This is a genomic window from Yersinia rohdei ATCC 43380 (assembly GCF_000173775.1).
GTDB lineage: Bacteria > Pseudomonadota > Gammaproteobacteria > Enterobacterales > Enterobacteriaceae > Yersinia > Yersinia rohdei.
On sequence record NZ_ACCD01000053.1, the window covers coordinates 1 to 14,249 of the forward strand.

Here is a 14,249-nt window from a genome sequence, read left to right on the forward strand (position 1 = left end):
GTACCTCAGTAATATCCCCCAAACTCAGCAATCACAGACTACACAAAATCGTGTGGGTGAGACCTGCGTTCAGGTTCGAGCCGAGCGTAGCGAGACAGCAACGCGCAAGCGTTGACCCGCAGGGCGAGGCCAGCGGCCGAGTCATCCCGCACGACCCACCATTATATCAAGTACCTCGGTAATATCCCCAAAACTCAGTAATTTCCCCAAACTCAGCAACTCTCCAACTCAGAAATCACCTTGTACACAACGAAAAAAACCCAGACTAACCTCAGCCCAGGTTCTTGATATTTCGAGAATAACGAAAATATATTCGCGGTATTATTTGGCGGGGGCTTCAAGAGTGAAAACTTCTTGAGCAAGAATAGTTTCCTCCTCAATAAACACGCCTTTTGGCAACACCATGACAGCCTTCACCATAATGTTCTCCTTCCCAGCGTCCAACCAGTGCCGCACCAATGGCATTGCTCATTACGTTGGTGGCCGAGCGGCCCATATCCAAGAAGGGATCAACACCCATTAACAGAATTAAGCCCGCTTCAGGAATATTAAATTGGCTTAAGGTTGCGGCGATGACTACCAATGACGCGCGAGGAACACCTGCCATACCTTTAGATGTCAGCATCAGAATCAGTAACATGGTGACCTGTTCACCCATGCTTAAATGAATATTACATGCCTGAGCAATAAATATGACGGCAAAAGAGCAATAGGCCATTGAGCCCACCAGGTTAAAGGAATAACCAATGGGCAGAACAAAACTGGCAATTTTGTTAGAAACGCCAAACTCTTCCAGTTTTTCCAATGTGCCGGGGAAGGCCGCTTCAGAACTTGAAGTGGTAAAAGCGAGCAGTGCCGGTTCGCTGATACCTTTAATTAACCGCAAGGTGCAACGGCCAATCAGAACAATTGAACAGCCAATCAAAATAAGCCATAGCAGCCCAAGGGTTAGATAGAATTCGCCCATAAAGATACCGGCGCTGACCAGCACACTTAAACCACGTTCAGAAATCATCGCTGAAATAGCAGCAAAGACGGTCAGTGGCGCAAATAGCATGACATAGCCGGTAAGCTTCAGCATCAAATGAGCCAGCGAGTCCAGCACGGAGACGATAGGCTGTGCTTTCTCGCCGATGGCCGACAGGCTAATCCCCATAAAGATTGAGAACACGACAATTTGCAGGATTTCATTGCGTGCCATCGCATCAACAATACTGGTCGGAATGGCATGCGAGATAAACACTTTCGCGGAGAATGGCACAGGTTTGATGCCATCAACGGCGCTAGCAGTTTCTGCAACGAAGTTGATTCCATCGCCCGGTTTGAGGATATTAACTATCACCAGACCAAGCAGAATTGAAATAAATGCGGCACAAATAAACAGGAATAGTGTTTTTGAGAAAACACGTCCCAAGGTTTTGGCATCACCCATTTTTGCAATCCCAACCACCAAGGTTGAGATAATCAATGGAGCAATAATCATTTTAATCAAACGTAGGAAAATATCGGTGAAAATAGATATTTCAGAGGAGTATGATTTGGCGAATTCAGGGCTGCTAAAGGAATTTATTAAAAACCCGACAATGATACCTATTATCAGGCCCAAAATAATCATTGTGGTCAAATTCTTTGATTTCATAATGATTCCATTTATAAGTAGGGTGGTTTAGTTTTTATAAAATTTTCAATAAAAGTACCGGTGTTGTATTTTGTTGTTATATCGAAAGCGGTGCATCAGACAGCACAATGCACCGGGTTCTTCGGATATTTATCTTCTAATATTACGGCTAATTAAAAACTAAATATTGAACTCGAGCTTCAGCAATGGCGCATGTTGTTGCGCACCATAGACATCGGTATCGCCTACAGCCCCGGACACCAAGCTACGCGGCATAACTATTTTGACCGCATTGGCGGGGTCGAACCACACTATTCTATGAACAAGTTTAGGTTCAATTTTATAGATTTTGGCGATGAGTTCTTTTTGAAACTGACCAGAATCTTTAATGCTGGAATAGATATCTTTATTCTTGAACAAGATATCCAACACTAATTCATATGGCCCGGCATTCTTTGACCTGACGACATGAGCTAATTCCAATATTGATATTTTCATGCCATCACTCCTTCTGCTGTTACATTCTCCAACTTGAACTTAAAGGCAATTTCCGGGGTGTATTCCATCAAATGATAAATGGAAAACTCATAAACCAGACCTGCCCTAATATCTGATGGCGAGAATGGGAAAGCTAAATTACCTGCGGTTGCAATTCGGCCGATATAGCCATAATGAAGCAAGGTCGAGCGGGCAAGTGAACAAATACTGTCTGCCTGGGCTTGGGAAGGGGCGACTACATCGAGCAAAATACCTAATTCATAAGAAGTGGTTTTTGGCTCTGGCTCCATTTTTCCCATCACGCCATTCTTGCCATACAGATGAAAATTGAGCTGCACGGTGTCAGGCGCAATACTCAGGTTTTTCTCAACACTTTTGCGGACTTCAAGCAAAATGTTATCGATCTCGGCAATCATAATCGCGTCGCGGGTGCCAGCAATACTGATAGTGCGATACCCCACTGGGCGAGCCCCTTCCAACTTCACTGCGTAAGGGGTATTTTCATGCACCGACCCGCTAACGCGAACCTGACCATTACCCACATCTTTAAATTGGCAAGCCGACAGATTCAATATTCCACCTGGGCCGGGTAAGAAGTAAGGATCTGATTTTTCATACAATGTATGCGCTGCTGCGGAGGTTTCTGTGAATTGGCGTTTCTCATTGAAGGTTTTCAACGTAAAGCCAGTTTCATCCAGAATTCCCATCGCACAGTCAGAGCCAGACCCCGGTGTTGCGGCAATGGCGGCACACTCCAGAATTTTGCCACAATGCAGTGCCAGACCTTCATCAAAACCCTTCATTATAGGGAGTGCTGCAAAGCATGCCGGATCGTAAGCCCGGCCACCTAATACCACTTGCGCACCTGCTTGCAAGGCTTCTTGAAAAGGCTCGACCCCCATTTGCGCCACTATATACGTGGTGGCATCAATGGCTTCATGGGTGAGCTCAGGAACAAAATCCAATGACTGAATTTTGCCAGCATCAAGGGCAGCATGAACCACGGCTTTGCTGACATCGGCGGGGATAACCGCCAGAGTAAAGTTCAGCGATTCTTCGTTGGCAATTTCCAAAATTATCTGGCGGCACCATTCCAGATGTGGTGCCGCGCCGGAACCCCCTGCAGTGCCGATCACCACCGGGATCCCCTGTGTTACGCCCGCAGTTATCATGTAACGCAGGTCTCGTTTTACCCCCGCGCGATCAGTAAATGGTTTACCTGATCCCAGATAGTGAGGGCCTGGGTCGGAAGAACCGGCATCTACCGCGATTAAATCGGGCGATTCTTCCATTGCTCGCATAAAGCTTTCTTCTGGAAATCCGTAACCAAGGATGGCGGTGGGCGACAGAATTTTAAAGGTTTTAGACATATTAATTCGCCTTAGCTTGCAGTTGCGCGATAGTCCGAGTCATCTCGTTAAACACAATATTCATCCCTTCATCAAACCCCATACCTGGCTTGATAAGCATGCGCATTGGACGAGAGGCGATAGCCACATGCACGCAGGTGCGGGCGCTGATATCGGTTTCGTTGCAAGTGCCGCCTTGATAGGCTTCCATCCCTTTTTTATTGCAGTACAGCACGGCATCAACAATGTTGTGGATACTGCCCAGATCCGGAGTTTTGATCTGCACCATGTGGCAACTGCCGGCATCAGTAAAATCAATAATATCTTGATAGGTATTGCACCATTCATCGGCCACTATCTTGACAGGAGAGCCCAGTTTTTTCAGATTTTGGGTAATTGCAGTTAGCAGGCGAATTTGGTCTGGTTTATTGCCAGCATCAACCGGCCCTTCAATATACAGATCCAGCTCCCCCGCTTGTTCTTGCAGACTGGCGATATATTCTGCGCAGCGCATTGGATCCATATCGAAAATCAGGCCAATAGTGCCGTAAACGTCGATATGCAAGTTAGGTTTGTAATTCGGGTCAACCCGTAAATCAGTAACGCGTTTCGCCAACCAACGCACATATTCACGCAGTTTTTCGCCATTGCGCCCCAGTTTTTCATCCACATTATTAATAAGACCATGTGGCAGAACATCGACACCTTTGAGGATCATTTTATCGACGGCGATATAGCGATCATCGCCACTTTGCCCAAACAGCGGGATTGGCTTGGCGATAAGCGGCAGATGCCATTCGTCACACACGACTTCTGCTTTTAAGCGGCCGGTGGCTAATGCGGTAGCATCCAATAAAGCTTGGGAAAGACCATAACGGATCGCCGTATGTAGCGGTTTGCCATTGATGGTCACTTCATCAAAGAAGCGCGCATTCAGGCGAAACTCGCTGATATCACGGCCTTCCAGCAAGGGCTTGATATGTTTTTCCAGGAAAGGAACAAAGTTAGCGGCAATAAATAACGGATCACGACCACCGGCACCAGAGTACTGTACTGCGGCGCAGTCACCCACGGCGACGGCCCCGTTTTCTAGTATTAATTGGATATTTACACATTCGCCAGCCTGACGAATTGAGGTAAAACCATCAGTCACAGGCTGGCCCTGATAGATAAAACCATCCAGTTTTGCGCCGTTTTTGATTGCCTGTTGATCATCAAAATAGAAAGATGAGTTACCGGCAGTGAACAGGACTTGTTTGATTTTCATTATGGTCTTCCTATTAATTTGCTGTGAGATACGGCGTTAATATCGTCAATGATCATTTGGAATGACGGTGTGCGGCCCTCTTCTTTGGCCCGCTCGGCGACAAAATCATGGTGCAGTGCCAGAACATCTTTCGGCAGCGGGACAGAACCGGCATCGAACACGCGGATGGCACCGTGGTTATCACGGATTGGCATCATTTTTCCCAAATTGCAGGTCGCTGGTGCAAAAGGAACATCCAGCACACCGGCTTCAAAGGCACGGACAGTCCCTATTGCGATATCGCCTTGACCCAATTCCAATACCTTGTTCATTACGGCGCGAACTTCGCGTTTAATCAGCTCAACTTCGCGATCAACTTCCACACAAGGTGGGAATTTTTGATCGCGAACCATGTTCAGCATTTGGTTTGATGCTCTCAGCCCTTGACCATTGGCCTCGCCAGTTGGAATGCCATAAGCTTCATGTGGGCTTTTGGTAATCACCTTGGTAGCGCCCGCCATACCGGCGACCGCAGCACCCCAAGAGATAACGGCGAATGCACGAGACTCATCTTCCGGGAAGCCACCCATCCATTGATGGAATACTGTGCTGAGTTCGTAATTTTCGTAGCCATTGGCGTGGAAATACTCATCGGCCAGCTCACGTAAAGAGCGGATAGCCGCAATATCTTGCACCACATTGCCCACCTGACCGTAGCCGACAGTTATCGACTTAACCCCTTGTTCTAATGCCAATAACCCTTCAATAATGGCGATTGCATGGGAAACGAATGGCGGGATTAACGTGCCCGTTAAGGGGCCAAATGGCTCGCGATTGATGCGGATCCCGTGCTCTTCATATACCCCGATCAGCCGGTCGCAGTACTGCCAGTCGCGGATGGATTTTTCCAGCGTTACACGTTTGGCATAAGGGATGTTGTACGAAATCCCGCCGCCTTCGTAGCTGGTAAATCCACTGGCCATCGCTATCTCGGCCAGCAAGCGTGCATCTGGTGTGCCGTGGCGGATTTGCAGTGGTTTAGACAAGGATTCTGTGATGCGGCGGCAGGCGGTTACGCCATGATTGACCACCGGTAACCCATTAAGCTTTGATGTCCCCGCTTCAATGGATTTTTGGATGCCGACGGCCGCTTCTTCATAGCGATTAAGGCGGGTATAGGCATCAATGGTGGTCGGCAACAGGTCGCAGTCTTTTTGCAGCGTTTTTAGCAGTTCAATATGTTCTTCAATCAGCGCCACCCCAGCACGAGGCTGGCTTAGGGTGATTCCCTTGCTATCAGCTTCAAATAAGGCTTTGGCAAAGTTTTTTGACTCAGGAATAGTCTGCTGATATTTCACGCCATCTTCAAAATTCTCCACATCCTTACCGGTGTGCCAAGTTTTTAAGACGTGAAAGCGCTCGGTCATAAAATCGTCTAAAGAAAGCTTTTTATTTCGAAGTTCCATCATGACTCCAATTATTATTTGTTCAAAAATCAATTGTTCAAAATTCGAACGCCAGTCTGGGCAGCCGCTTTTGGAAAGCGCCGAGCGACATTAGCGAGCAGGGGAAGCAAACCTTGCGTATCTTGGTAATACTCAAACTGGTCAGGCAACAGAACTTGTTTGCCTTTATCATTAAAATCACGATGTTTCAGCCAGTTATGAATATCGAACGAATCTGCTCTGGAGAGCCATCCGCCGGTGCCAATGACTTTCTTCACCAGGCTTAAATCTCGGCCGATTTGGAGGTCAATATTGCCAGCACAGGTGCAGACTTGGGTTTTGGTGCCGGCGTGGCGCTCTGCGGCATAGCCGACGCAAATCCCGGCGAGCAATTGGTCAAATACACACTCTTCATCGTTAGCTGGCACATAACCGGGGTGGGCGGTGGCATACTTTAGATAGTTATAAAAAGCATCGATTTTGGTCTGTTGATGGGCAAAATAATGTTCAATCATTAACGCGCCGGTTTCGCCAGCATTAATAGCTGAAACGCGCATGCCCAAATCGCCCTCGACAGTTCGCTTGATGAGCGGCTCAGGGAGCCCGTGCATGACAGTGTCTGGCATTAAATGATTGTTATAAGAGGAATAAATATCTGTGGTTGCTCCCCCCATGTCGATCAACATGAAAGTTTCCCAACCGGGCACGTGTTGGCGAATATGCTGAACTAATTCAAAAACCGAATAGGGGGTCGGTAAAGGTTCTTCGCCAGTCTGATCGACGATGACATCTAACCCTTTCCCCTTAACAATTTTTTGCAGAAAAATGTCACAAATCGCTTTCCTGGCACCATAAGGATTAGGGCTATCAAGATTTGGCAGAACATTATCAACAATAGTTAAATCTTTGCCGCCGAGAATGTCCTGCACATCATCATCCAGATCACGATTTCCGGCATAAATAATGGCGCATTCAAGATTTGATTGAGCCAAGAGCTTGGCATTCAATAAGCCGTGGCTACAATCTCCACCATCAGTGCCACCGGTAAAGAGCAGGATATCTGGCGGTGATTGTTCCAAAGCCCGCACATCAGACTTATTCAGGTTATAGGCGAAATGCTGCGATACTTTTGCACCTGCGGAATGCGCAGTCACTTTGGCCGATTCCAAAGTAATATTTGGCACTAATCCGATGGCGGCAACAGAAAGCCCCCCTTTAGCGGAAGAGGAATAATCAATATTGATTTTCCCTGCGGCTAATAATGGTCGTGCATCACTAACCTCCAGGATCTTATTCAAAACAGAAAAGAACCCTTCAGCTAAATGATGTGGCGTAGTGGGGGATAACGCATAATTCTTCACGGCAATATTATCGTTATCATCCACCTCGAATACCGCTCCTTTGGTCCAGGTGGAGCCAATATCGATAGAAACGCTGATCATTGCACGCCCTCGGCTACTTCCTCTGCTTGTCTGATACAGCCAATATCGCGTTTCATCAGGGAACAGACTAATTCCAGATCTGAGTCTGGTGCGAAGACACTGTTGAAGCCCATATCTTTAAACTTTGTTTCTATTTCTGAAAAATCATGTTTGCCGATAACCAGATTCCCACCGACATAGAGCAATATTTCACCGATCCCACGTTCAATGCAGTTCTCACGCATGCCGATGCAATCTACCTCGCCGTGCCCATAAATAGAGGAAACGACAATCGCCTGAGCGCCGGTTTCAATGGCTGCATCAATATATTCATCTTGACTCACCATCACGCCGAGATTAATTACATTGAAATTGTGCATGGTAAATACTCGGTCTAGCACCTTATTACCAACAGCATGGCAATCAGCACCAATGACGCCAATAACAATTGTTGGATTTTGCATGTTAAGCCCTCTATGTAGAATACAAATGCTATATTTTTTTGTGGGTGGAAAATTAAACCTAGTATTGAAAATTCCACGATAAATTAAGATTTTTTATTTCTAATTACTGTCAGTGTTTCTCTGCGCCTATAAAACTTGATTGTGAATTGCAGAGGTTTCATTGTTTTCTAATGTGCTTCTCCGGTGGTTTAAATACAATTGATATATTGTCAGGAGATCTTGAAAAAAATAAAAACAATTGAATTTATTTATTTTCTCTGTTTTTAATGTATTTAAATATAGTAAAATCAGTAAGATAAAATAATTGATGCAAAGTTGTTAATGATAGTTATCGAATGTTATTACTGCTCCCTGTAATATTTAAATTAAAAGTGTGATCCAGGTTGGGTAAATATTTAATTTCACTATTGTGATGAAGGTCATATTTTATTTTTTGGTGGATAAATATTTTATTACGCTATGATTTTATATTCTTTACTTGCATCACAAATAACTGATTTTATTTCTATCAATACGACTGAATTTGTAATAAACACCAGTGTTATTATCATGATTAATTAGAGTTAATTGCCAATAAAACTGTGGTGATAACCTGTTTCTTACTAACGCACCCCACCGGCGACCATTTTGACTAAATGAGTTTGAGGATAGTATTTAATCAATTGTTTTTGGGCGAGAATATTAAGAAGCTGGTCAACATCATGTTGACGATGATTAAGCAACAACCCAATGACACTGCCACTGTGGGCCACATTCAAACCATAAATTCCACTGCGCTCAACGATATCTAACAATTGATGGAATTCGGGTTTAGGCAGTAGCGATTCACTGGCGATAGCACTCAAGGTGGTTGCTTCTCCAAGCCGATAGCAGCAGCGTTTTTCATTGGCTAACTGAAACTGTTGCATCGCTTTTGCTAAATTAGGTGCCTGTTTCACCAGTAAAGAGTGGCGATTTCTTTTATGGAATTCTTCGGTCAATAATGTCTGTGGACTCTCGAGCAACACAATATCGATGTCAGGTAACCAGGGAAATGGCAGCTGAGTTTGTGCGGTCTGGTGGTCAAAAAGAGTCAAATTCTTAAATATGGTGCTATCAGTAGGTTCAAGCGCCACACAGAGTTTAGCGAGAGATTCGTCACACAGCGATTGCCCCAGCAATCGAGTGGTAGCGATAGCGGTTGCCGCAATATCTGCGGTACTGCTGGCCAATCCTTTCGCCACGGGAATTGTCGATTCGAACTCGATACAGATATTCTCAGCTAATAGCGGCGATTGACCAAAGTGCAGTAAAACCTGCTTAACCATTTGGCGCATACGTGGTCGCTCAAATCTGCTTGGTTTTCCTAATGTTACTGACACCCGGCTATACCAATTTATGGGGCAGGAGATAAGTTTTTCTCCGCCCAAAATCCACCCTTGGAGCAATTCACCACAGGAGGCAGGGCAGCAGGCTTCAGCCATGAGAACAGTCCTTACAACAAAAATATTTTTACCGACAATACATTATTATTTTTGCCGGCAACACATTATATTGCCTGCAATAGTGGTTCATGGTTGATATCGATTTGGTGAGAGGTAAAGGCCAAAACATCACTAAGATTGACGACTTTTCCAATGACCAACAGTGCTGGGGCATGCACCTTTTTACGTGCTATTTCATCTTTTAGCGTGCTGAGGGTTCCTTTGGCCATAACCTGTTGCTGATGGCTGGCATACATCACCGCGGCGGCAGGTGTATCGGGTGATTTTCCTCCCTGGATTAATAGCTGGCAAATTTCTTCTTGCCGACTCATGCCCATCAATATGATTAAGGTGCCGTCTAACTGTGCTAATGCATTCCAATTTTGTGGTTCATTTCCCTGACACATATGTCCGGTGACAACATGAAAACTGGAAGCGTAATTACGGTGGGTGACAGGGATCCCCGCGTAGGCTAATCCACCAATTGAAGAACTGATGCCGGGTACTATTTCAAAGGGAATACCATAATGTGAGAGACTTTCAGCCTCTTCGCCGCCACGGCCAAATACATAAGGGTCACCCCCTTTAAGACGCACAACATTTTTACCGGCTAAAGCATGATCGACCAAAATTTGATTGATATGTTCTTGCGGAACCGGATGGTGATTTGAGGTTTTTCCTACATTAATAATTTGGCAATTTGGCGGAGCTTGAGAAATTAACTCGGTATTAACTAAACGGTCATGGACGATAACTTGAGCTGCACGGATTGCCAGTAATCCTTTGACAGTGATTAATGAAGCATCCCCAGGGCCTGCACCAACTAATAACACTTTTCCTACACTCATTAGAACAACCTTTATAGCAGAGAAAGCATGATGTTTTTGAAATTAACGTTCAAGAATATATTAAATAAAATAAGACATAGTTTAAGAACGGGCTCATTATCCATGAACCGCAGCAGTAGATACTTGACCCTGCTCCCATTATTTAATAATTTTATGGAATGAACTCTTCAGAATATATGATGTTCAATTTTTGGTTTAAAGTTGTCACTTTATTTATTTTCATTGTCATTAATTATGTTTTTATTCATTTCCTTTATTTTTAACATTAACATTGCATTTTATATTGATAATTATGAGGGCTATCACAAAAACGATTTAGTGTTATGTCTATATAAATAAATTTGTGTATGTTAAAAACCAAATAAAATCCAGCATTAAATTTATAATATAAAACCCCGGCATAGCAGGCTATCTAATCAATGACTTTATGAAATAATGGGTGAGTTACAATGCGGTGCAAAATTCCTAAAACAGATTTATTGGTGACTTTTGAAGCAGTTGCTCAATATGAAAGCTATACACGCGCTGCGGAGAAGCTGGCGTTAACTCAAAGTGCTGTTTTTCGCCAAATCACGGCATTGGAAGAGTTACTCAACGTTTCACTATTCCACCATGTGCGTAAGCGGATTTTTCTTAATGATGCTGGGCGTTATTATCTTGGTTTAGTTAGAGATACATTAGAGCAATTGGAAAGAGATACACAAAGTATTATGTCTTATCAGTCGACTCAGCAAGTTCTAGAGTTGGCAGTAACCCCCACATTTAGCACACATTGGTTGATCCCCAATCTAAGTGATTTTCATGAAAATCATCCAGAAATTGTACTTAATTTAATTGCACTGACCACACCTGCTGATTTTTTAAACTTAAAATATGACGCGGCGATTATGCGGGAAGATTTTAGTAGCCCGTGGGCCGAAAATGAGCATCTATTTGAAGAAGAACTGGTTCCGGTCTGTAGCAGTATGTTATGGCGCGATGATAAAAAGGTTATGCGCGCAGAACAATTAATGGATGAATTTACACTGCTGCATCAGACGACCCGTTTGGACTCTTGGTATGATTGGTTTGCTTTATCTGGAGTTAATAACCCCAGGGTGCGAATGGGGCCTCGATTTGACCTTTTATCAATGTTGATATCCGCTGTGCGCTCTAATCTTGGGGTGGCGTTATTACCTCGTTTTGCCATTCATAAAGATTTAGAAAATGGCGATATGGTTATTCCTTGTGACTTACCCATGAGCACCGGTAACCATTTTGTTCTGACCTATAAAGATGGCAAAAGAGGGCTGCGAAGTTTACAAAAATTTAGCCGCTGGGTTCATAGTAAATCGAAAGAAGAAGAATTAAAAAGGACATGGGTTAACTGATACCTATAAGAAGGCAGCGAATAAAACTATTGTTGAGTTTAGTGCTGCTTTTTTAAATTTAATAAAGTATTTTTGTTACTTATTAACTAATAAGCAATAGGTGTTGCACAGAGAACAATTGCTTTTTATTTTATCCAGTCAATAATGAGACGCATAATGTGTCTGATATTCTTAAATATATATCTAAATCCAACTTAATATAAATGTTTCTGATTTCTTCTTGCTGTTTACCTATTGGCTAATAGAGTGAAAATAATGTATAAAAATGATTTTATTTATCAAGATATGTTTCCTCTTTCTGAGGATGAAACAGATTATTACTTATTAACAAATAAATATGTTTCTACTATTGAAATTGATGGAAAAGAAATATTAAAAATTGAACCAGAAGCTCTGACATTAGTGTCACAGCAAGCTTTTCATGATGCCTCTTTTTTCCTGCGTCCTGCACATCAACAGCAAGTTGCCGCTATTTTACATGACCCACAAGCCAGCGAAAACGACCAATATGTGGCGCTCCAACTTTTACGTAATTCAGAAATTTCAGCTAAGGGTATTTTACCAAACTGCCAGGATACCGGTACATCAACGATTGTTGCCAAAAAAGGCCAGCGTGTGTGGACGGATATTGATGATGCAGAAGCATTATCCCGTGGTGTCTATAATACTTTCCGTGACGATAATTTGCGGCATTCGCAAAATGCCGCATTGGATATGTATAACGAGGTGAATACGGGCACCAATTTACCGGCGCAGATTGATATTTTCGCAACGACTGGCGCGCAATATTCGTTCCTGTTTGTAAATAAAGGCGGTGGTTCAGCCAATAAAGCTGCGCTGTATCAGGAAACCAAGGCGCTACTGGAACCAACCAAGCTGAAGAATTTTTTAATTGAGAAAATGAGGAGTTTAGGAACGGCGGCTTGCCCTCCTTATCATATTGCGTTTGTGGTGGGAGGAACATCTGCGGAATTAACATTGAAGACAGCCAAACTGGCGTCAACCAAATACTATGACAACTTACCTACAGTAGGAAACGAATACGGGCAGGCGTTTCGTGATACAGCATTGGAACAAGAGTTACTTCAGGCCTCTCGTGAGTTTGGCTTAGGCGCTCAGTTTGGTGGCAAGTATTTTGCTCACGATGTGCGAGTTATTCGTCTGCCACGTCATGGTGGTTCTTGCCCAATAGGTATGGCTATTTCATGCTCATCTGACCGCAATATTAAAGCCAAAATAAATAAAGACGGCATCTGGCTGGAAAAATTGGAACAACACCCTGAGCAATACATCCCTGAGTCTTTGCGGATGAATAACGAAGGGACGGTGGTTAATATTAATCTTAACCAACCGATGGAGGAAATTCGTCGGCAGCTTTCTGATTATCCGGTATCAACCCGTGTATCACTTAATGGCTCATTGATTGTCGCCCGCGATATTGTCCACGCAAAACTGAAAGAGCGTTTGGAGCAGGGGGAGGAATTACCGCAATACATGAAAGACCACCCTATCTATTATGCGGGGCCGGCGAAAAAGCCAGATGAATATATCTCAGGGTCAATGGGGCCAACCACCGGAGGCCGCATGGATCTTTATGTAGACCTCTTACAATCTCATGGAGGAAGTTTAGTGATGCTGGCAAAAGGCAATCGCAGCCAGCAGGTTACGGAGGCATGTCATAAACACGGTGGATTTTATTTAGGCAGTATCGGCGGCTCGGCGGCTATTTTAGCCCAGGAATATATCAAAAGTCTGGAATGTATTGAGTATCCAGAGCTGGGAATGGAAGCGGTATGGAAAATGGAAGTCAGCAATTTCCCCGCCTTTATTTTAGTTGATGACAAAGGTAATTCCTTTTTTGACCAGATCCAAATGAAGGCCTGTGCTGGCTGTCAGCAATAGATTTGCGCGAGGGTATTACTATGAGCGAAGAGCGTTATCAACAGCGGCAGCAACATATTAAAGAACAAGTTGAGACACGGGTTGCGCAAGCAACTAAAACGGGCGGCGTCATTATTGTCTTTACCGGCAATGGCAAAGGAAAAACTACCGCCGCTTTTGGTACAGCAACCAGAGCCGTTGGCCACAATAGGCAAGTGGGTGTGGTGCAATTTATTAAAGGAACCTGGGAAAACGGTGAATATAATCTGTTGGCACGCAACGGCGTCGAGTTCCATATTATGGCAACAGGCTTTACCTGGGACACACAAAATAAGACGGCGGACGCGCTCGCGGCAAAAGAGGTATGGGAACAGGGTTGCCGAATGCTATCTGACCCCTCCTATCATCTGGTCATTTTAGATGAATTAACCTATATGGTCACCTACGGCTATTTAGCATTAGATGAAATCATTACCGCACTAAAAAACCGACCCGAAAACCAAAGCGTTATTATCACCGGCCGTGCCTGTCATCGCGATATAATTGCTCTTGCCGATACGGTCAGTGAGTTACGGCCAGTGAAGCATGCATTTGAGAGTGGGGTTAAGGCTCAGGCTGGTATTGATTGGTAATACCCTTCGTCCTT

General features: G+C 44.2%; 12 protein-coding genes and 1 other RNA gene. 4 read left to right on the forward strand and 9 right to left on the reverse strand.

Going from position 1 to position 14,249, the window contains the following annotated elements:
- The first annotated feature begins 36 nt into the window (after window positions 1-36).
- A non-coding RNA gene (locus YROHD0001_RS19885) (RtT sRNA) lies at window positions 37-161 on the forward strand.
- Window positions 162-376: 215 nt separating this feature from the next.
- Here YROHD0001_RS19885 and YROHD0001_RS00500 read toward each other — a convergent pair.
- From YROHD0001_RS00500 to cobA, 9 genes are all read right to left on the reverse strand, one after another.
- Entirely contained in the window at window positions 377-1,639 is a 1,263-nt protein-coding gene (locus YROHD0001_RS00500) for a dicarboxylate/amino acid:cation symporter (protein ID WP_032818439.1), read from the reverse strand.
- Between the two features lie 159 nt (window positions 1,640-1,798).
- A complete protein-coding gene (locus YROHD0001_RS0118905) occupies window positions 1,799-2,116 on the reverse strand; it encodes a DUF4387 domain-containing protein (RefSeq protein ID WP_032818441.1) in 318 nt (105 codons plus the stop codon).
- Window positions 2,113-3,486 carry an acyclic terpene utilization AtuA family protein gene (locus tag YROHD0001_RS00495; protein ID WP_004716831.1) on the reverse strand — a complete coding sequence of 458 codons (1,374 nt, stop codon included), beginning with the start codon at window positions 3,484-3,486 and terminating at the stop codon, window positions 2,113-2,115. The genes YROHD0001_RS0118905 and YROHD0001_RS00495 overlap by 4 nt, the downstream gene beginning before the upstream one ends.
- Before the next feature lies 1 nt (window position 3,487).
- Window positions 3,488-4,732, reverse strand: coding sequence for a methylaspartate ammonia-lyase (locus YROHD0001_RS0118910; protein WP_032818444.1), 1,245 nt, complete (start codon window positions 4,730-4,732; stop codon window positions 3,488-3,490).
- Window positions 4,732-6,177: a methylaspartate mutase subunit E gene (locus YROHD0001_RS00490; RefSeq protein WP_032818445.1), complete on the reverse strand. Its 1,446-nt coding sequence runs from the start codon at window positions 6,175-6,177 to the stop codon at window positions 4,732-4,734. The genes YROHD0001_RS0118910 and YROHD0001_RS00490 overlap by 1 nt, the downstream gene beginning before the upstream one ends.
- A gap of 29 nt (window positions 6,178-6,206) precedes the next feature.
- On the reverse strand, window positions 6,207-7,598 hold the full coding sequence (gene glmL / locus YROHD0001_RS00485) for a methylaspartate mutase accessory protein GlmL (protein ID WP_032818447.1): 1,392 nt from the start codon (window positions 7,596-7,598) through the stop codon (window positions 6,207-6,209).
- Window positions 7,595-8,041, reverse strand: a complete 447-nt coding sequence (glmS, locus tag YROHD0001_RS00480; protein WP_004716834.1) for a methylaspartate mutase subunit S — start codon at window positions 8,039-8,041, stop codon at window positions 7,595-7,597. Before glmS ends, glmL begins: the two co-directional genes overlap by 4 nt.
- Window positions 8,042-8,643: 602 nt before the next feature.
- Window positions 8,644-9,504 (reverse strand): GHMP family kinase ATP-binding protein, encoded by an 861-nt coding sequence (locus YROHD0001_RS00475; protein ID WP_004716835.1) that lies wholly within the window; start codon window positions 9,502-9,504, stop codon window positions 8,644-8,646.
- 65 nt (window positions 9,505-9,569) lie between these two features.
- Window positions 9,570-10,352 (reverse strand): uroporphyrinogen-III C-methyltransferase, encoded by a 783-nt coding sequence (cobA, locus tag YROHD0001_RS00470; protein WP_032818449.1) that lies wholly within the window; start codon window positions 10,350-10,352, stop codon window positions 9,570-9,572.
- 449 nt (window positions 10,353-10,801) lie between these two features.
- Here cobA and YROHD0001_RS00465 point away from each other — a divergent pair, with 449 nt between their 5' ends.
- The 3 genes from YROHD0001_RS00465 (at window position 10,802) to cobO (ending at window position 14,235) form a co-directional block, all read left to right on the forward strand.
- Window positions 10,802-11,722, forward strand: a complete 921-nt coding sequence (locus tag YROHD0001_RS00465; protein WP_004716838.1) for a LysR substrate-binding domain-containing protein — start codon at window positions 10,802-10,804, stop codon at window positions 11,720-11,722.
- A gap of 255 nt (window positions 11,723-11,977) precedes the next feature.
- On the forward strand, window positions 11,978-13,624 hold the full coding sequence (locus YROHD0001_RS00460; RefSeq protein ID WP_004716839.1) for a fumarate hydratase: 1,647 nt from the start codon (window positions 11,978-11,980) through the stop codon (window positions 13,622-13,624).
- A 20-nt stretch (window positions 13,625-13,644) separates the two neighbouring features.
- Complete coding sequence (cobO, locus tag YROHD0001_RS00455) at window positions 13,645-14,235, forward strand: cob(I)yrinic acid a,c-diamide adenosyltransferase (protein WP_004716840.1); 591 nt, start codon at window positions 13,645-13,647, stop codon at window positions 14,233-14,235.
- Window positions 14,236-14,249: the final 14 nt, after the last annotated feature.